General features: G+C 73.4%; 18 protein-coding genes. 8 read left to right on the top strand and 10 right to left on the bottom strand.

Annotated elements, in window-relative coordinates; translation table 11 throughout:
- The first annotated feature begins 145 nt into the window (after positions 1-145).
- The 4 genes from AB0H57_RS25185 (at position 146) to AB0H57_RS25170 (ending at position 6,485) form a co-directional block, all read left to right on the top strand.
- On the top strand, positions 146-1,384 hold the full coding sequence (locus tag AB0H57_RS25185) for a hypothetical protein (RefSeq protein ID WP_357510446.1): 1,239 nt from the start codon (positions 146-148) through the stop codon (positions 1,382-1,384).
- A 103-nt stretch (positions 1,385-1,487) separates the two neighbouring features.
- A complete protein-coding gene (locus AB0H57_RS25180; RefSeq protein ID WP_357510444.1) occupies positions 1,488-4,865 on the top strand; it encodes an AAA family ATPase in 3,378 nt (1,125 codons plus the stop codon).
- Between the two features lie 260 nt (positions 4,866-5,125).
- Positions 5,126-6,334: a glycosyltransferase family 2 protein gene (locus tag AB0H57_RS25175; RefSeq protein ID WP_357510442.1), complete on the top strand. Its 1,209-nt coding sequence runs from the start codon at positions 5,126-5,128 to the stop codon at positions 6,332-6,334.
- Positions 6,335-6,344: 10 nt separating this feature from the next.
- Positions 6,345-6,485, top strand: coding sequence for a hypothetical protein (locus tag AB0H57_RS25170; protein ID WP_357510440.1), 141 nt, complete (start codon positions 6,345-6,347; stop codon positions 6,483-6,485).
- 86 nt (positions 6,486-6,571) lie between these two features.
- Here the strand turns inward: AB0H57_RS25170 and AB0H57_RS25165 are convergent, their stop codons facing one another.
- The 4 genes from AB0H57_RS25165 to AB0H57_RS25150 all read right to left on the bottom strand — a co-directional run bounded on the left by AB0H57_RS25165 (position 6,572) and on the right by AB0H57_RS25150 (position 9,861).
- The gene (locus tag AB0H57_RS25165; RefSeq protein ID WP_357510438.1) at positions 6,572-7,426 is read right to left on the bottom strand and encodes an ABC transporter permease; all 855 of its coding nucleotides are present in this window, start codon (positions 7,424-7,426) and stop codon (positions 6,572-6,574) included.
- The gene (locus AB0H57_RS25160; protein WP_357510436.1) at positions 7,423-8,436 is read right to left on the bottom strand and encodes an ATP-binding cassette domain-containing protein; all 1,014 of its coding nucleotides are present in this window, start codon (positions 8,434-8,436) and stop codon (positions 7,423-7,425) included. Before AB0H57_RS25160 ends, AB0H57_RS25165 begins: the two co-directional genes overlap by 4 nt.
- Before the next feature lie 26 nt (positions 8,437-8,462).
- A complete protein-coding gene (locus AB0H57_RS25155; RefSeq protein WP_357510434.1) occupies positions 8,463-9,017 on the bottom strand; it encodes an NAD(P)H-dependent oxidoreductase in 555 nt (184 codons plus the stop codon).
- A 94-nt stretch (positions 9,018-9,111) separates the two neighbouring features.
- Complete coding sequence (locus AB0H57_RS25150) at positions 9,112-9,861, bottom strand: SDR family oxidoreductase (RefSeq protein WP_357510432.1); 750 nt, start codon at positions 9,859-9,861, stop codon at positions 9,112-9,114.
- Positions 9,862-9,964: 103 nt separating this feature from the next.
- Between AB0H57_RS25150 and AB0H57_RS25145 the strand changes: the two genes are divergently transcribed.
- Entirely contained in the window at positions 9,965-10,201 is a 237-nt protein-coding gene (locus AB0H57_RS25145; protein WP_357510430.1) for a helix-turn-helix transcriptional regulator, read from the top strand.
- Positions 10,168-10,806 (top strand): transcriptional regulator, encoded by a 639-nt coding sequence (locus tag AB0H57_RS25140; RefSeq protein WP_357510428.1) that lies wholly within the window; start codon positions 10,168-10,170, stop codon positions 10,804-10,806. Before AB0H57_RS25145 ends, AB0H57_RS25140 begins: the two co-directional genes overlap by 34 nt.
- Here the strand turns inward: AB0H57_RS25140 and AB0H57_RS25135 are convergent.
- The 5 genes from AB0H57_RS25135 to AB0H57_RS25115 form a co-directional block, all read right to left on the bottom strand.
- A complete protein-coding gene (locus AB0H57_RS25135) occupies positions 10,800-11,837 on the bottom strand; it encodes a hypothetical protein (RefSeq protein ID WP_357510426.1) in 1,038 nt (345 codons plus the stop codon). The two genes, AB0H57_RS25140 and AB0H57_RS25135, sit on opposite strands and share 7 nt — an antisense overlap.
- 146 nt (positions 11,838-11,983) lie before the next feature.
- Complete coding sequence (locus tag AB0H57_RS25130) at positions 11,984-12,691, bottom strand: hypothetical protein (RefSeq protein ID WP_357510424.1); 708 nt, start codon at positions 12,689-12,691, stop codon at positions 11,984-11,986.
- 88 nt (positions 12,692-12,779) lie between these two features.
- Positions 12,780-13,631: an aldo/keto reductase gene (locus AB0H57_RS25125; RefSeq protein WP_357510422.1), complete on the bottom strand. Its 852-nt coding sequence runs from the start codon at positions 13,629-13,631 to the stop codon at positions 12,780-12,782.
- A gap of 197 nt (positions 13,632-13,828) precedes the next feature.
- The gene (locus AB0H57_RS25120) at positions 13,829-14,950 is read right to left on the bottom strand and encodes an endonuclease (protein ID WP_357510420.1); all 1,122 of its coding nucleotides are present in this window, start codon (positions 14,948-14,950) and stop codon (positions 13,829-13,831) included.
- A 94-nt stretch (positions 14,951-15,044) separates the two neighbouring features.
- A complete protein-coding gene (locus AB0H57_RS25115; RefSeq protein WP_357510418.1) occupies positions 15,045-16,019 on the bottom strand; it encodes a LysR substrate-binding domain-containing protein in 975 nt (324 codons plus the stop codon).
- 39 nt (positions 16,020-16,058) lie between these two features.
- Here AB0H57_RS25115 and AB0H57_RS25110 point away from each other — a divergent pair, with 39 nt between their 5' ends.
- A complete protein-coding gene (locus AB0H57_RS25110; protein ID WP_357510416.1) occupies positions 16,059-16,943 on the top strand; it encodes a serine hydrolase in 885 nt (294 codons plus the stop codon).
- Between the two features lie 155 nt (positions 16,944-17,098).
- The gene (locus AB0H57_RS25105; RefSeq protein WP_357510414.1) at positions 17,099-18,121 is read left to right on the top strand and encodes an MBL fold metallo-hydrolase; all 1,023 of its coding nucleotides are present in this window, start codon (positions 17,099-17,101) and stop codon (positions 18,119-18,121) included.
- 33 nt (positions 18,122-18,154) lie between these two features.
- Here AB0H57_RS25105 and AB0H57_RS25100 read toward each other — a convergent pair whose 3' ends face one another.
- Positions 18,155-18,694 carry a DUF1697 domain-containing protein gene (locus tag AB0H57_RS25100; protein WP_357510412.1) on the bottom strand — a complete coding sequence of 180 codons (540 nt, stop codon included), beginning with the start codon at positions 18,692-18,694 and terminating at the stop codon, positions 18,155-18,157.
- Between the last annotated feature and the right edge of the window lie 2 nt (positions 18,695-18,696).

Here is an 18,696-nt window from a genome sequence, read left to right as displayed (position 1 = left end):
CCCGCCTATCCGGTGGCGCGGCAGGAACTTCTGGTCATCGCGGCTGCCGCGATCCACCGCTCTCCGGGCGACCCCCAAGGGGTGGAGGATTGTCGATATGGTGTCCCTGATCGACCTGCGGGGGCGGGTCGGGAGGGAGCGAACCATGAGGCGTACCGGACGCATCGCCATGGTGGCGGTGCTCGTGGCGGCGGCGCTGGCCGGCTCGGCGAACCCGGCACAGGCGGCCGATCCACCACCGACGAAACTCTCCGCGTCCGGGTACACGCTGACCACCAGCCGCAGCTATGGCAACGCCGACCTGCTCGGCGGGGCCATCGGCGCCGCGAAGAAGCGGGGCGTCGACTGGATCCTGGCCAACGCCAACCGGTCACTGGAGCCGCTGTCCTGCCAGACCGGCAGCGGCAAGGCGATGTACCACCTGGCCGCCCGGGGCACCGGCGAGTACGGCTTCTGCTGGGACGACACCGGCACCTCCACCGACGACCCGAGCACCACGGCCTGGTACCCGCAGGGCATCACCACCACCGCCGACGCGTACGACAACTACACCTACGACGGCGTCCAGGCCGTCGCCACCACCTGGTACAGCAGCGCCAACGAGTACGTCCGGGTCTCGCTCGCCCCGGCCGCCGGCTACACCAGCGGCGCGAAGTACCGGCACCTGCTGCTGGTCAACCCCGGCTCCGGGGGCACCTTCAGCGCGGTCAGCAACTGCCACGCCGGCGGCGCGATGTGGTACGGCACCATGCTCTACGTCGCCTGCACCGACCACATCAAGCTGTTCAGCTGGGACCACGTGTGGAGCGCCGACACCACGTCGTACTGCGCCGACCGGATCGGCCGGTACTCCGACAACGGCACCTACCGCTTCTGCGCCAGCGGGTACGCGTACATCATGGCGCAGGTCGGGCAGATCACCCCGACCAGCGGCAACGTGCGGTTCTCGTCGCTGGCGCTGGACCGGGCCGCCTCGCCGGACAAGATGGTGGTCTCCCAGTACTCCACCAGCAACGGCGGCAAGATCTGGCGGTACGACCTGGACTACACCACCCGGCTGCCCAAAGTGACCGCCCCGTCGACCTCCACCGGGGCGTATGACGTGTGGTCGATGCCGTGGGACAAGGTCCAGGGCGCGGTGACCCGCGGCGACCACTTCTGGTTCAACAGCAGCGGCGGTTCGGACTTCTACGGCAAGCTGCGCTACTGGAACGCCGCCAGCGGCGACCCGGTCAAGACGTTCACCGGGGCGCACGGCGCCGAGGCGATCTCGTACTGGGGCTGGGGCGACGGCCCCGGCGGGCAGTTGGACATGCTCTACACCCTGACCGAGCACCCCGGCTACCGCGCGGTGATCGCCGTCCGCCAGAGCGACTTCAACTGAGCCCGGCCCGCCCCGGACGGCGTCCCCAGTTGACGCCGGCCGGGGCGGGCCGACGCGTCGCGGGACCGGACTTGTCGGACCGGTCCGCTACCGTCGGGACGTCATGGAGCCGTGGCCGGTCGAGACGCTCATCGGGCGGGAGCACCCCGCGGGCCTGCTGCGCGCCGAGGTCGACCGGGTGACCAGCAGTCACGGCGGCCTCGTCCTGGTCGCCGGCGAGCCCGGCATCGGCAAGACCACCCTGGTCACGGCTGCGGCGGCGGAGGCCCGCCGGCGGGGCGCGCTGGTGCTCGGGGCCGCCTGCTGGGATTCCGACAGCGCACCGGGCTACTGGCCGTGGGTGCAGGTGCTGCGGCGGCTCCGCCGATCCGCCGACGACTGGGCGCCGGCGCGGGAGGCAGCCGAGCCCGCCCTGGCCGTGCTGCTCGGCGAGACCACCGGCGACGGCGACCGGTCCGGTGGCGTCCCACGCCTCGACGCCGACGGCGGTGCCGAGGGCCACCCCGGCGACGGCGCCACCGGCGGCGACCGGGAGGAGTTCCGCCTGCACGACGCGGTCACCAGCGCGCTGGTCGCGGTGGCCCAGCGGCGGCCCGTCGTGGTGGTGCTCGACGACCTGCACTGGGCCGACCCGGCCTCGCTGCGGCTGCTGCGCTTCGCCGCCCAGCACACCTGGTTCGAGCGGCTGCTGCTGATCGGCACGTACCGCGACGCCGAGCTGGAGTCCGGCGAGCACCGGCTCGCCCCGCTGCTGACCTCGCTGACCGCCAAGGCGACCACCATCACCCTCACCGGGCTGGGCCGCGACGAGGTGGCGGCGCTGATAGCCCGCACCGCCGGCCGTACGCCCGACGCCGGTCTCGTCGACGAGGTGCACCGGCGCACGGGCGGCAACCCGTTCTTCGTCGAGCAGACCGCGCGGCTGTGGCACACCGACGGCCTGGTCACCACGATCGCCCCGGGGGTGCGGGAGGCGGTGCGACGGCGGCTCGCCCAACTGCCCGCCCCGGTGGTCGAGGCGCTCACCGTCGCCGCGGTGCTCGGCCGCGCCTTCCACCGTCAGCTCCTCGCCGCCTGCGTACCCGGTCCGGCCGCGCAGATCGACCGGCTGCTGGACCGCGCGGTCGCCGCCCGGCTGGTGGTCGCCCGCGGCGGCGGCCGGTTCGCCTTCGCGCACGACCTGGTCCGGGAGACCCTCTACGACGGGCTGCCGGACGCGGAGCGGCGCGCCCGGCACGCCACCGTGGTACGCGCCGTCGACGGGTCGGCGCCGCTGGCCGAGCGGTTGATCCCCGCGGACCTGGCCCGCCACGCCTGGCTCGCCGGGGCCGATCTCGACCCGTCGCGAGCCGTCGAGCTGCTGGTCGCCGCGGCTCGCGACGCGGGCGGCCGGCTGGCCGGGGAGGAGTCGATCCGGCATTTCCGCCGCGCGCTGGAGCTGGCCCCGGCGCCCGCGGAACGGGTGAAGATCATGATGGAGCTGGCCGAACTGCTCCGGCACACCGGCGAAGCCGCGCAGGACGAGTCGGACCGGCTCTTCATCGACGCCGCGGCGCTCGCGCTCGCCCTCGACGATCCGGTCGTGCTGGCCCGCGTCGCGGTCGCCACCCACCGGCGGCACAGGTTCGCCCGCCACCCGGTCGACGCGCGGCGGCTGCTCCGCGAGGCGTACCGGCGGCTGATCGGCGAGCCCGGCGCCGATGTGCCGGTCAGCACGCTGCTGGCCGACCTGATCACCGCCACCGAGACGCTGGCCCGCCGCGGCCAGGACGACGAGGCGCTCACCTTCAGCCTCTGGGCCCGGCACGACACGACCTGGGGTCCGGGCACGGGCGCCGAGCGGGCCGCGCTCACCGCCGAGATCCGCGAGGTGGCCCGCCGCACCGGTGACCGGGAGACCGAGCTGTGGGCGACCTCCCTGCGCTGGGTGGCGCTGCTCGAACTCGGCGACCCGGGCTACCACCAGGAGCTCACCGCGTTCGTCGCCGGCTGCCGGGCCGGTGACGTCGCGCTGCGGCGGGCGGCGGCGGCGGTCGACGCCGGGATCACGGCCGGCTTCCGGGGCGACTTCGCCGAGGCGGACGCGAACCTCGCCGAGGTGGACTCCTTCGGCGAATGGGAGCAGCACAGCGACCACGCCTACCTGGGCCCGCACCTGCACTGGGCGCGACTGCTGCTGCAGGGGCGGTTCGACCAGGCGGCTCGGCTGCTGGACGCGCCGGACGTCACCGCCCACCCGTACGCGGAACTGCTGCGGGCGATCACCGCCGCCGAGCGCGGCGACGCGGCGGAGGCCGTCCGGCTGACCGTCGGCATCGAGGCGGCGGGGACCACCTACCCCCGGGCGGTGTCGCCGCTGTGGCTGCGGCTGCGGGCGCAGGCCGCTGCGGCGAGCCGCGACCCGCGCCGCTGCGCGGAGGCGCACGCCGCCCTCGCGCCGCACCGCGGCCAGTGGCTGGTGGCGCTCTTCGGCTGCGACCTCAGCGGCCCGGTGGACCACTGGCTGGCCGTCCTGGACGCGGCGCGGCTTCGTTGGGACGACGCCGTCGCCGGGTTCACCGCCGCCCGCGACGCCGCCGACCGGATGGGTGCCCGGCCCTGGTCGCTGATCAGCCGCGCCGCCCTGGTGGATGCGCTGTCCGCCCGGGGCCGGGCGGGCGACGCGAGCGCGGCGGCCGAGCAGCGGACCGCCGCCGTGGCCGAGGCGCGGGCGCTGGGGATGACTCAGATCCTGCACCGGCTGGGCGAGGTCGGGCTGCCCGAGGTGGTGGGCTCGGCGAGGACGCCGGCCGGTGGGCCGACGACCGGCGCCGTGGCTGCCGCGGCCACCGCCGCCGCCACCGACGCCGGGGGAGTGGCCGAAGCGGTCGGTGCCGGCGCCACCACGGCCGGGGCCGGGGCCACCGCGACTGAAGCGGTCGGGCCCGCCGTGGTCGGCGCCGAGTTCCGGCGCGACGGCGCGGTGTGGCGGCTCGCGTACGCCGGGACGGTGGTGCATCTGCCCGACGCCAAGGGCCTGCACGACCTGCGCCTGCTGCTCGGCCGGCCGGGCGTCGACGTGCCGGCGGTGGAACTGCTCGACCCGGCGGCCGGTCCGGAACTGGTGGCCGCCCGGCGGTACGGCGGCGATCCGGTCCTCGACGACGAGGCGAAGGCCCGCTACCAGCGGCACCTGCACCGGCTCGACGAGGAGATCGACCGGGCCGCCGTCCGAGAGGACCGGGCGAAGCTGGCCGCGCTAGACGCGGAACGGGTGGCGCTGCTGGACCAGTTGCGCGCCGCGGCGGGGCTGGCCGGGCGCACCCGACGCCTCGACGACCAGGCCGAACGGGCCCGCAAGGCGGTCACCGCGCGGATCCGGGACACGCTGCGCCGCATCGACGAGCGGCATCCGTTGCTCGCCGCCCACCTGCGGGAGACGGTGTCCACCGGCAGCTCCTGCCGATATCTGCCACCGGAACCGCCACCCTGGAGGCTGTGACTTCCCGCCCCCGCCGCCGCGGCCGGCCGCCGCCTCAGGGGACACCTGGGCCGATTTCCGCTGGTCAGGATGGTGCCGGTGTGGCTGCCCAGTTCCGGCCCTTCGACGGGGTCGGACGCGCCGTTCGGACGGCGGCTCGCAGTACACGGCGGCAAGCCAGCGCCCTTAGGCGGGGTCGCCGGAACCGCCGCGAAATGTACCGTCACCGCAGGTGAATCCCGAGCCGCTCTTGGGGCGCGTCGGTGGGGGGAGAGCGGGCCGTGCTTCGTGTCTTCCTGATCGCGTCCGTCGTCTTCGCCGCCGTCGTGCTGTCGGCGGCCCTCGTCTCGTTCTGCTATGGATTCCTCCGCCCCGAGCGGGCGGCGCGTGGCGCACACCGACGGCCGACCTACCCCCGCTACGGGCCGGTACGTGCCGACGAGGTGGCGATCCTGATCGCCTGCCGCAACGGCGCCGCGACCATCGGCCCGGCCGTCACCGCCGCCCGGGCGACCGGAGCGCCGGTGTACGTGGTCTCCGACGGCTCCACCGACGACACCGCACGGGTCGCCGCCGAGGCGGGCGCCCAGGTCCTCGCCCTCGGCGCCAACGTCGGAAAGCCCGCCGCCCTGCAGATCGGCTACGTCTTCTTCGCGCTCAACGTGACCCGGCGCGCGGTCGCCATCATCGACGACGACGTGTCGGTCGCTCCCGACTTCATCACCGCCGCGCTCGCCCGGCTGGACGACGACGTCGCCATCGTCGTCGGCCACAACGTCACCTGGTGGCCGCCGGAACACCGGTGGAACCCGTGGCTGGCCAAGCGGGCGTACAGCTACTGGAACTACCAGGTGATCACGCGGCGGATCCAGAGCCACTTCAACGTGATGAACTGCATCTCGGGCAGCAACTCCCTCTACCGAGTCGAGCTGCTGGACGAGGTGCTGCCGCAGCAGCCGCCGTACATCGTGGACGACACCTTTTGGGTCCTGGAGACCCACCGCCGCCGTCTCGGCCGGATCGTCTACGCCCCCAGGGCGGTGGCATACCTGCAGGACCCGACCAGCTTGCGGGACTGGTACAAGCAGAACCTGCGGTGGATGTGGGGCACCTTCCAAGGCATCATCGGTCACCGGGTCGGCCGGGTCCACAGCCGGTTCGACTACGCCTACCTGCTGCTGATGGTGCACTGGACCCTCTACATCGGCGGCGGCCCGCTGACCTTGTGGCTGCTGGCCACCGCCGGTGCCGGCATCGGCCCCGGCCTGCTGCTGATGCTCGGCGGTCAAGCGCTCTGGGTGGTGCTGGCCGCCTGGCGGCTGTCCCGCCCCCGGTTGGTGCTCTTCCTGCCGTTCATCGTCGTGGCCGACCTGCTCTACCGGGTGGTCCTGGTGCACGCGCTGGTGAAGGCGCTGCGCCGCCCTACCGTCGACCGCTGCGTGTGGGCCTCGCCGGCACGCATCGGCGCCACTGACCCGGCCAGCGTGTGAGGAGGTGAGTATGTCCGCGAATCAAGAGCTGCCCCTGACGGGCGCATCGACCGCTGCTGTGGGGGTGATCGGTGCGATCGCCCTCAGCATCGGCGCCCTTTTGGTGACGGCGGCCCAGTGGGGCGCCAAGGCCCGCCGCCGCTTCCGGTGACACCTCGCCGGCCCGCCGGGGCGCGGGCCGGCGAGGGTGTGGCACGGGGGGGCCGCGGACCTCTGTTCGGTCCGCGGCCCCGCCGGTCAGCGGCGGTTGTAGCGGTACATGGTCAGCGTGCCGAACACCAGCACGAACCCGGCGCTCCACAGCAGCAGCCACATGACGTTCGTCCCGTCGAACGTGCCGGCGGTCGCCCCGCGGACCGCCGACACCAGGTGGGTGATCGGGTTGACCTTGACAAATGCCTGCAACCAGCCGGGCATGGTGGCCGGGTCGACGAACACGTTGCTCAGGAAGGTCAGCGGGAACAGCACCATCATGCTGACCCCCATCACCGACTTCTCGCTGCGCAGGACCAGGCCGAAGAACGTCCAGACCCAGGAGAAGGCGAACGAGAAGATCACCAGCAGGCCGATCCCGCCCAGCACCCCGAGCACGCCGCCGCCGGGGCGGAAGCCGAGCACCAGGCCGACGCCGAGGATGACCAGCGCGGCGAGGATGTAGCGCAGCAGGTCCCCGAAGATCATGCCGACCAGCGCGGCCGGCCGCCAGACGGGCAGCGTCCGGATCCGGTCGAAGACGCCCTTCTCGATGTCGTTGTTCAGCCCGACCCCGGTGTACATGGTGATCATGACGACGCTGGTCACCATGATGCCGGGCAGGAAGAACTGCAGGTAGTCCCGCGGGCTGTCGGCGAGCGCGCCGCCGAACAGGTACGTGAACATCAGCACCATGATGATCGGGAAGGCGGTCACGTCGAACAGCTGCTCCGGCACGTGCTTGATCTTCAGCAGGGCCCGCCAGCCGAAGCTGAGCGACGCCGACAGCGGCCCCGGTCGCGGTGGCCGACTGCCCGGCGCGAGGACGGTGGCCAACGCCTCCGCAGAGGGCACGTACACGGACGGGGCCCGCCCGGTGGTGGTCGCGGTGTCGCTCATCGGGCCGCCTCCAGTTCGTCGTCCCGCTCGTCGGCCGCGCCGGCGGGGTGGTCGGTCAGGGCCAGGAACACCTCGTCCAGGCTGGGCTGGCCGAGGGAGAAGTCGTCGACGACGATGCCGGCGCGGGCCAGCTCGCCCAGGGCCCGGGCGGCCTGCTCGCTCGCCTCCAGGTCGGTGCCGTCCTCGCCGACCCGGGCGGTCATCGCCACCGGGTCCGGCTCCAGCTGCACCGGCACGCCCAGCGCCGCCCGCAGCAGCTTCTCGGCGTCGGGCCGCCGGCCCGCATCGCGCAGCCGTACGTGGATGGTGCCGGAGCCCACCGACGACTTCAGCTCACCCGGGGTGCCCTCGGCGATCACCCGCCCGTGATCGACCACCGCGATCCGCCCGGCGAGCTGATCGGCCTCGTCCAGATACTGCGTGGTCAGCAGCACCGTGGTGCCGTGTGCCACCACCGCCCGGATGATCTCCCACACCTGGTTGCGGCTGCGTGGGTCCAGCCCGGTCGTCGGCTCGTCGAGGAAGAGCAGATCCGGGGTGTTCAGGATGCTCGCCGCGATGTCGATGCGCCGCCGCATGCCGCCGGAGTACTTCTTCACCTGCCGGGCCGCCGCCTCGGTCAGCCCGAACGCGGCCAGCAGCGCGTCTGCCCGCTCCCGGGCAGCGGGCTTGCGCAGCCCCAGCAGCCGGCCGAGGAGCACCAGGTTCTCCGCCCCGGTCAGGTCCTCGTCCAGCGAGGCGTACTGGCCGGTCAGGCTGACCCGGGCGCGGACCAGGTCCGCCTCGGCCACCACGTCGTGCCCGAAGACCCGCGCCTGGCCACCGTCGGGACGCAGCAGGGTGGCCAGCACCCGGACCGCGGTGGTCTTGCCGGCCCCGTTCGGGCCCAGCAGCCCATAGACGGTGCCGGCGGGGACCCGCAGGTCCAGGCCGTCGAGCGCGCGAGTCGCGCCGAACGACCGGACCAGACCGTCGGTCTCGACGGCCAGGCCGGTGTTCCGGTTACTCATGATCACTACCTCTCTTCAGCGACGCTTCAGCAGACGTACGGGCGCGCCGCGCGACCCTCGCGCAGCGCCAGACCCCACCAGCAGAGCTCGTCCAGCAGCACCCGGGCGTCCTGCCGCAACTGCTCCTGCGCCTGCACGCCGGGCGGGTCGGCGAGCAGGTCCACGCCGACGGTGTCGCGCACCGTGACCGCGTGCAGCGCGGTGAAGACCGTCCGGAGCTGGTCGACCGCGTACCGGCCGACCGAACGACAGCCGTACGACACGAAGCCGACCGGCTTGGCCTGCCACTCGTCGTACGCGTAGTCGATCGCCTGTTTCAACGAGGCGGGGAAGCTGTGGTTGTACTCCGGGGTGACCAGGACGAACGCCTCCGCCCGGCCGACCTGCGCGACGAAGGCCCGGATGGCCGGCGTCGGTTCGGCGGGATAGCGGGCGGGGAAGTCGTAACCGGCCAGGTCGACGACGTCGACCGCCAGCTCCTCGCGCCGGCGCGCCTGGTCGACGAACCAGCGACCCACCCGGTCACCCATCCGCCCCTCCCGGGTGCTGCCGATGATCACGGCGAGTTGTAACGGCGCCATGCTCCCTCCCCCGAGTCTTCGTGGGATCTCATCCCGGAGGCGCGAGACGGTCGCCAGATCGCATCTGGCGGCCGTGCGGTGCCCCACCGTTACCTCACCAGGGCAGCACCCCGTAGTCACCCCCGTTGTCCATCCGATACCCCCAGAGCAGGCCGCTCGGCCCGTCCGCCGGCAGGGTCGCCAGGTGCACGCTGACCTCCGCCCCCTGCTCCGCCGTCCGGAAACCGGAGTGGCCGTTGAAATCCGTCGCGCAGTACCCCGGGTTGGCGGCGTTCACCTTGACCGGGGTGTCCCACAGCTCCTTGGCGTACATCGCGGTGACCATGTTCAGCGCCGTCTTCGACGACGGGTACGGCACCGACGTCAACCCGAACAGGGCACCCTGCGGATCGGTCATCACCGCGATCGAACCGACCTCACTGGACACGTTGACGATCCGGGCGGCCGACGCCCGCAGCAGCAGCGGCAGCAACGCGTTGGTCACCGCCACCACCCCGAACACATTGGTCTCGTACACCTCCCGCAGCGTGGCGAGGGTCGTCTCGCTGGGCAGCGCGGTGCCGTCGGCCCGGACGATGCCGGCGTTGTTGACCAGGACGTCGAGCCGGCCGTACTCCCGCTCCACCAGCTTCGCCGCCGCGGCGACCGACTCCGCGTCGGTGACGTCCAGCGGCACGAACCGCACGTCCGCGCCGTCGGCGCGCAGCGCCCGTTCCGCCTCCCGGCCGCGCGTCTCGTCCCGCGCGCCCAGCAGCACCGTCATGCCGCTTGCGGCGAGCTGGCGGGCGGTGGCGTACCCGATTCCCTTGTTGGCCCCGGTGACCAGGGCGAGCGTCGTCGTCATGCGGTCGAGGCTGCCGGCGGGACCGGCCGGCCGGGAGAGACCCGGCGAGCCTGGTACCGGCGGTACCACCCGCAACGGCCCGGACTGCGGCAGGCTGGCGGGCATGACGACGCTGCGCCGGGCCGAGCTGGCGGACTTCCTGCGGGCCCGCCGCGCCCGGCTGCGGCCCGCCGAGGTCGGCCTGCCCGACGGGGTACGCCGGCGCACCCCCGGCCTGCGCCGCCAGGAGGTCGCGCAGCTCGCCGGCATCTCGATCGACTACTACATCCGGCTGGAGCAGGGCGCGGGCCGCACCCGTCCCGGCAGGTGCTCGCCGCCCTCGCCCGGGCGCTGCTGCTGAACCGGGACGAGCGGGTGTACCTGTTCCGGGTCGCCGGGGCGGCGCCGCCCGAGCCGGCCGGCCCGAGCCGGACGATGCCCCCGGGGCTGCGGCACCTGCTGGACGCGATGACCGACACGCCCGCGTACCTGGTCGACGCCGCGTACGACGTGCTGGCCTGGAACCGGCTGGCGGGCTGGTTCGTCGGCGACCTGTCGACGGTCCCCGCCGACGAACGCAACATGGTCCGCTGGATGTTCGCCCGAGAGGTCCCCGACGCGTACTGGCGCGACCCGGAGGTGCTGGCCTTCGCCCGGACCACGGTGGCCGACCTGCGCGCGGCGTACGGCCGCCACCCGGCCGACCCGCCGCTCGCCGCCCTGGTCACCGAGCTGCTCGGGGTGTCGCCGCGGTTCGCCGCGCTCTGGGCCGAGCACGGGGTGGGGGAGCGCCGCCCGACCGTCAAGCGGGTCACCCACCCGGAGCTGGGCGCGCTGGAGTTCGAGTGCCGGGTGCTGCACGTGCCGGAGACCGACCAGCGGCTGATCGTCTACGTCCCCGAGCCGGGCTCACCGACCCAGGCGGCCTTCCGCCGGGCCGGCGAGCGGCTCACCGCAGGTCAGTAGCCGACGAACAGGCCGCCGGTGGCGGTCTGCCCGTGCCAGGTGGCGGTGACGGTGCCGGTCGTGGACGGCCGGAGGTCCCGCGACCCGACGATCGGGAAGACCGCCCCCGGGCTGCCCGGCGGCACGTCGACGGTCGCCGGTACGGACACCCCGGGCAGGTCGACGGAGAGGGACACCCGGGTGCCGTCCGGGTTGGGCGTGTCGCCGATGCCGACCACCCCGGTGGTCGTGCCGCCGATCGGGACGTACGCGCCTCCGACGGCGAAGGTCGTCGGCACCGCCGCGACCGGGGTGCTGTCCCCGGTGGTGCCCAGGTACGCGCCGGGGTTGCCCTGGCCGGGGACGTTGTCGCCCCGGACCGGCACCGTGAAACTGGCCGTGGTCGCCCCCTCGGGCACGACGACCAGCGCCGGCACGTGCACCCGTACCCCGCTGTAGGCGGTGTTGGACCAGAGGTCGACGTTGAGGCCGCCGGCCCTGGCCGGGGCGGTCAGCTCCACCGTCCCGGTCACGTCCGCTCCGTTGAACACGACCCGTTGGTCGAAGTGCAGCTCCTTGACCCCCTGCACCGCCGGATCCTCGGGCACGACGGTGACCGTGCCGGCCGGGATGAGGGGCTGCCCGGACGCCAGGGCGTGGACCGTGCGCTGCTGCGTCGTGTCGGCGTGGGCGGCGAGCCGGATCGGGAAGCTGACGCTGGTCCGTCCCTCCGGCACGGTCACGGTGCTGCCCACGAACGCCCCGTAGACCACGTCGCCGCGCACGGAGACCTGCAGCCCGCCCGCGGGGGCCGGACGGGTGAGCGTGATGGTCTGGGTGGCCAGCTGCCCGGCGACGATGGTGGACGGGGTGATCGTGCCACCGCTGATCACCGGGCCCGACGTCGGGCTGACGGTGGGCGACGGGGCGGGCTTGACGGGTTTGCCGGGCTTGCCACCGGGAGCGGCGCCGGCCGTGACAGGGGCGATGGTCAGCAGCGCCACCGCCAGCGCGGCGGCGCCCAGTGGGCGGAGCAGGGTGGACGGTCGCATGAGGTACTCCGTTCCGCTCGGAGAGGGAGACGTCCTGAGCCAACCTGCCCGGCCGGCCGCCCACCAGCCGGCCGCCCGGTCCGTAGCAGTCTCGTAAGAAGTTGCCGGGCCGGTCCAGCGGCCCTGGCGCCTCGGCTCACACCTGGTCAGGTGACCTTGGTGAACGTGGCGAGGGCCCTCGCGTAGACCTTGTGCAGCAGCGCCTCAGACTGCTTCTGATCGTTGCTGCTCTCGCTGGCGTTGACCTCCATGACGTAGTTGCCCCGGGCGGTCACCGCGGTGCAGAGGTAGCCCGTGTTGCCGCTGCCGACCAGCTTCTCGCACCAGGCCACCGTGTCCCGGCCGGCCGGCTTGAGCGGGCTCGCCATCGGCAGCACGGTGGTGGCCCGCCCGTCCGGCTCCCGGTAGCTCTTGCAGCCCTTCAGCGTCGCGCGTAGTTCACCGATCAGCGTCCGGCCGGGCACCTTCAGGTAGCCGACCACGTACTGGCGGATCCAGATGTCGCTGTCCGCGCCCCACTCCCTGCTCCGGTAGCCGCTGCGCTTGCGGTCCGTGGGCAGGCTGTCCCGGCAGGGATGGGCCAGCTTGTAGGCCTCGGTGTCCTCGGTGCTGATGTCCGCCGTCTCCGGCCGCAGGCCGGCCAGGTCCACCATGGCCGCCTTGACCTGCCGGCGTACCTCCCCGACGGTGGTCGGCGCGGGCCGGGTCGGCGTCGCCGTCGGGGACGGCTTCGCGCGCGGCGTGGCCGGCGCCGACCAGGTCGCGGCCTTCTCGGCCTCCGCCGTGCCGCAGCCGGCGAGGGCGGCGCAGGCCAGCAGGGACAACAGCTTCAGGGGGGTACGGCGGCGCTCCATCGCTGCGGCGCGATCCTTTCGTCAACGCGAAGAGGGGGCCCGAGCGGGCCCCCTCCTGTCCTGCGTCCGGACTGCTTGCCGCGTTACGTCAGCTCGGCACGTAGTCGAAGGTGTCCGGGTTCGGGCCCTGCCGGCCCGCCTCGCCCCTGTCCAGGGCGGTGATCCGGTCCATCGCCGCGTCGTCCAGCTCGAAGTCGAAGATCGCGAAGTTCTCCTCGATCCGCTTCGGGGTGACGGACTTGGGAAAGACGATGTCGCCGCGCTGCACGTGCCAGCGCAGCGTCACCTGGGCCGGCGTCCGGCCGACTTGCTCGGCGATGTCGACGACGGTCGGGTCGTCGAGCACCCTGCCCTGCGCGATCGGCGACCACCCCTCGGTGAGGATGTTGTGCGTCTTGTCGTACGCGCGTACCTCCTCGTTGCCGAAGTACGGGTGCGCCTCGACCTGGTTGACCGCTGGCACGACCTGCGCCTCGGCGGCCAGCCGCTCCAGGTGCGCCACCTGGAAGTTCGACACGCCGATCGACCGGGCCAGGCCGTCGCGCTGGAACTCCTCCAGCACCTTCCAGGTGGAGACGAAGTCGCCGTCGTAAAGGGTGGGCAGCGGCCAGTGGATCAGGAACAGGTCGAGGTAGTCGAACTTCAACGCCGCGAGGGTCTGCTCGAACGCCTTGCGGGCGTCGTCGGGGCGGTGAAAGCCGTTGTTCAGCTTGCTGGTCACGAAGACGTCGCCCCGGTCCAGCCCGGACTCGCGGATCGCCTGCCCGACCTCGGCCTCGTTGCCGTACATCTCGGCGGTGTCGATGTGCCGGTAGCCGACGTCCAGCGCGGTACGGACGGCCCGCACGGTGTCCTTCGGCTCGATCTGGAACACGCCGAAGCCCAGCTGCGGGATGGTGTTGCCGTCGTTGAGGGAAAAGTTCGGGATCGTGTGCGCCATTCGGCTTGTTCTCCCATCGTCTCGGGGCCGCCCGGGGCGCGGAAGCGTTCCCACCCTCTCCCGGCCGGACCGGGCCACCGCAGGGAGTTACCCGCCGCCGCGGTCCTGTCACCCGGATCGGCGGCGTGATCTGCGCCGATCCGGGCGGCCCGGGCGCTCGCCGGCGCGGGTCGGGCCCGCGGCCGGCGAGCGTGGGCTCAGCCGAAGATCGCCCGCGCCCACTCCGGGTGGTCGATGAACGGGTTGCGGTTGCCCTGCCAGCGCTCGTAGATGCGCTGGTTGCGGCGCTGCTCGAAGGCGTCCGGCGGGTCCAGCTCGTTCCAGGCCAGCAGCTTGGAGAGCCGTCCCAGGTACGGCGCGGTGCCGTTGCTGACCGAGTCGTTCGGCTCCAGGTTCGGCCAGCCGTCGCCGCCCTCGTACCGGATCGCCATGTAGAGGATCATCCGCGCCACGTCGCCCTTCACCGCGCTGCGCGGCTCGAACGAGTCGGCGTCGGTGTAGCAGCCGGGGGCCTCGGCGACGGCGCTGCCGCCCGAGTCGAAGTCCTTGTTGCCGCGCAGCGAGTTGACCGATACGTCCTCCGGCCGCAGGTGGTGCACGTCGGTGCCGGGGCCGGTGGCGGTGCCGAAGTCGCCGTGCGACTTGGCCCAGACGTGCTCCCGGTTCCAGTCGTCCGCCCCGCCCCCGTTGCTGCTCTTGCTCTGCGAGCGCCCGGTGTAGAGCAGGATCACGTTGTTGGCGTTCGCCGGGTCCTGGTCGGTGTCCTTGAGCGCCTCCCACACCTGGTCGTACGTCAGCTTGCTCTGCACCCGGATGATGGCGTGCAGCGAGCTGCGCAGCGCCGGGCCGGTCTTGCCGATCGCGCCGGCGTAGTAGGTCGAGTCGTACGGGCCGCCGGTCGGGGTGGGGGAGGGGGTCGGCGAGGGGCTGGTGCCGCCACCGAGGCTCAGCGCGGTCGGGCTCTTCAGGCCGCCGTGACTGAAGTACGCGGTGAGCGCCCCCGTCGCGGTGACCTGCCTGCCGCGCAGCGACGGGTTGGTGAGCAACCCGAAGCCGGTCCGCCATCCGGCGGTGACCTGCACGTACAGCATCCGGCTGGTGCTGGTCTCGGTGGCCGCGTCGGCGATCGCGATGGCAGTGTCGGCGGTGTAGTTGGCGGTGAGCACGGTGGTCGACGAGGTCGGCTGACCGACGATGTAGCCCGTCACGGTGGCGGTCCGGCCGTCCTGCGCGGCCAGCGCCTGCGCCACGGTCAAGGTGGTCGCCGCCGACGCCTGGCCGGCCACCACGACGGGGGTGGCGACGGTGACGGCCAGCACGAACGCCGCGATCAGCCGCCCGGGTCGCGAGCGGGTGACGCTCTTTATATTTATGAACGACGATGCTAGCTGGCGCCGGGTGAACGCCGGGAGATCACGAGGTCAACTTCTCGTCCTGCCCGGCCTCGAAGAGCACCGGCCACGGCCGGGCGGCGGACGCGAGCGCCGCCGGCCCGGGTGGCTCGGTGACCGCCAGCACCTCCGCCGCCAGCTGCCCGAACATCGGCGCCGCCGGGTGCGCCGACCGGTCCGGCCAGGCCGCCGAGGTGCGCTTCGCCAGCCGTACGCCGGCCAGTGGCCGCCAGGCCAGCCGGGGTTCCCGCCGGGCGAGGGCCGCCGGCTCGACGGCCACCGCGCCTCCGGCCAGCAGCAGCCCGAACAGGAACTCCGGGTTGCGCGCCGGCCGGACTCGCCCCGGGGTGAATCCCTGCTCCCCGCACACCCGCAGCAGGTGGTCGTGCCAGCCGGGCGCGGTGGCCCGCGGTGCGGTGACCAGGTCCAGTCCCGCCAGTGCGGCGAGGCTGACCGCGCGGTCGCGGGCCAGCGGCGACGCCCGGGGCAGCAGCACGCCCAGCGGCACCTCCACCGCCGGCCCGAGGCGCAGCCCCGCGTCGTCCACCGGGTGGTGCAGCAGCCCCACGTCGAGCCGCCCCTCGCCGAGCACCCGTACCTGTTCGGCGCTGGTCAGCTCGTGCAGGTCCACGTCGAGGCCCGGGGCTCGCGCGGTGATCCGGTCCAGCAGCGCACGCAGCATCACCGCCGGGGTTTCCGGCGGTACGCCGGCCCGCAGCACCCCCAACTGCCCGTTGCGCACCTGTCGGATCAGGTTGCGCAGCCGCCGCTCGCCGGCGAGCAGCTCGTTCGCCTCGCCGAGCAGGAGCTGCCCGGTGGTGGTCAGCCGCACCTGCCGCCGGGACCGGTCGAACAGCTCGACCCCCAGTTCCCGTTCCAGCCGCTGGATCGACTGGCTCAGCGGAGGCTGCGCCATCCCCAGCCGCTCGGCCGCCCGCCCGAAGTGCAGCTCCCGGGCCACCACCACGAAGTGCCCCAGGTGCCGCAGCAGATCCACGCCCCGACCTTACGGGGGGCGGGGGCTAGCGTGAGGTGCATGGGGGTCGGGGAGCGGATCGAGGAGATCTACGGGCGGGCGGGGATCAGCGGGGCGCTGCACGTGGTGGACGTCGACGAGGCGGGGCGGCAGGTCGCCCTGCGCGCCGACGAGCAGATCGTCATCGCGTCCGTGTTCAAGATCCTGCTGGTGCTGGAGTTCGCCCGGCAGGCCGTCGCCGGACAGCTCGACCCGGCCGAACGGGTGCTGGTGCGCGCCGAGGACCGGCTCGGCGGCTGGGGAGTCGCCGGCTGCGCCGACGAAGTCGAGATCTCCCTGCGTGACCTCGCGTACTTCACCATGTCGGTCAGCGACAACACCGCCGCCGACCTGCTGTTGCGTCGGGTCGGGCCGGACGTGCCGGCGATGCTCGCCGCCGAGCTGGGCCTGCCGCGCACCCGGATCGTCGGCGGCCCCCGGCAACTGGTCGAGGTGATGCTCGCCGACGTGGGCGCCCGCGACGAGGAGGAGTTCGCCCGGATCTTCCCCACCCTGCCCGCCGAGCGGGTCCGGTCCATGCGGGTCTTCGACCCGGCGCACACCACGTCCAGCACCGCCCGGGAGATCACCCACCTGCTCGGGCTGATCTGGCGAGACGAGGCCGGGCCGTCGGCTGCCTGCGCCATGGTCCGCGAGCTGATGGGCCGCCAACTTTTCTGGACCCGGCTCGCCGCCGGCTTTCCGCCCGGCGTCCGGGTCGCCGGCAAGACCGGCAACCTGCCCGGCCTGCACCTGGAGGCCGGCGTCGCCGAATACCCCGACGGCCGCCGGTACGCGATCCTGGTGCACGCCCGGACCGAGCGGCTGAGCGTCCGGCGAATCGACGTCGACCTGGCGCTGGGCCGGGCCGCCCGGGTCGCGGTGGAGGCGCTGCGCGACGGATGAGTTTTCGGCCGAGGGTCCCGCCGTGCGCCCCTTGCGACCTGCGTTGATATCGATCCGGATATCGACGCCGCATGCGGTCGATCTTGGACGCGACGGCGGGTGCGGTGGTGAGGTCGGTGCCGACCATGCTCCACACCGCACCGAAAGGCATCCGCATGCCCGCACCTCGCATCCACCGCCGCCGCCTGCTGCGCGACGCCGCCGCCGGCACCGCCGCGCTGACCACCGCCGGGCTGGCCGGCGCCGGGATCACCACCCCGGCCCGGGCCGCGGCACCCGCCGTCGCGGCACCCGCCGTCGCGGCACCCGCCGTCGCGGCGCCCGCCGCCGCCCGGCCACGCCGCCGGGGAGCGGTCAGCTTCCGCTGGTGGGGTACGTCCGGCTGGCGGGTCGACATCGGCGACCGGACCGTCCTTGTCGACCCGTACCTGAGCCGCTTCGACACCGGGCTCTTCGCCGGGGCGTTCGACGAGGACACCCCGTTGACCGTGGACACCGGCGTGATCGACCCGCTGGTGGACCGGGCGGAGAACATCTTCGTCACGCACACCCACTGGGATCACTTCAACGACGTGCCGTACCTCGCCGGGCGCACCGGCGCCCGGGTCTTCGGCACGCTGACCGCGTACCACCTGGGTCTGGCCTACGGGCTGCCGGCCGGGAAACTCGCGCCGGTCCGGGGCGGGGAGGTGCTCGACTTCGGCGACTACACGGTCGAGGTGGTCAGCTCGCTGCACAGCCGCAACGGCTCCTGGTCGTTGGCCTTCCCCGGCGTCCGGGTCACTCCGCCGCCGAGGCCGGCGAAGCTCTCCGACCTGCCCGAGGGGGACACCCTGGCCTTCCAGCTACGGGTGATGAACGGCCCGTCGGTGTTCTTCATGGGGGCGAGCGACCTCAACGAGCGCAACCTGGCCGGGCTGGCCCCGGACGTGGCGATGGTCGCCTCCGCGGCCACCACCGCCACCGCCGACTACGTGCCCCGGCTGATGGCGGCGCTGGACTTCCCGAAGGTGGTGGTGCCGGTGCACTGGGACAACTTCGAGACGCCGCTGACGAACCCACCGCGGGTGGAGCCGAACGACCGTGAGCGCCTCGACGCGCTGATCGCCGAGGTGCGGCGGGCCTCGCCGCGCAGCCGGGTGCTGGTGCCCGAGTACCACACCGCGTACCACTTCTGAGGGGTGCGGGGCCGGCCGCCCGGCCGGTCCCGCTCAGCCGGCGGCCAGCTCGGCCAGCGCCCGTACGCTCTTCCAGTTGCGGGTGGTGGCCACCATCCCGAGCTGCTTCTCCAGGTAGGCGTTGGTGAACTTCGACCGGCCGTAGCCGCCGTCGGGGAAGTGCTGGTAGACCTCCCGGCCGGCGACGGTGAACTCGACGTTCTCGGTGCCGGGCACGGTCAGCGCCGCGGCCTTGGCCTTCGTCGGGGCGGCGGCCAGGAACGCGACCAGCAGCCGGGTCGGGTCGTCCTGCCCGGGGTACGGGTTGCCGGCCACCACGGCGGCCAGCTCACCGGCGTCGCGGATCAGCACCGGCACGGTCAGCCCGAACTCGCCGGTGATCGCCTTCTCGAGGCCCCGGGCCAGCGTGCCGGCGTCGCGCACCGGGCTGCCGAAGACCACGTTGCCGGACTGGAGGTGGGTCCGCACGTCCTCGTGGCCGAGGTCGGTGACCACCCGCCGCAGGTCGGCCATGCCGATCCGGGTGCTGGTGCCGACGTTGATCCCGCGCAACAACGCGACGTACCGGGTCATGG

The sequence above is a fragment of the Micromonospora sp. NPDC050686 genome, assembly GCF_040654475.1.
In the GTDB taxonomy this organism is placed as follows: domain Bacteria; phylum Actinomycetota; class Actinomycetes; order Mycobacteriales; family Micromonosporaceae; genus Micromonospora.
Note: the sequence above shows the minus strand (reverse complement) of the source record. Positions and strands in the feature narration are given on the sequence as shown.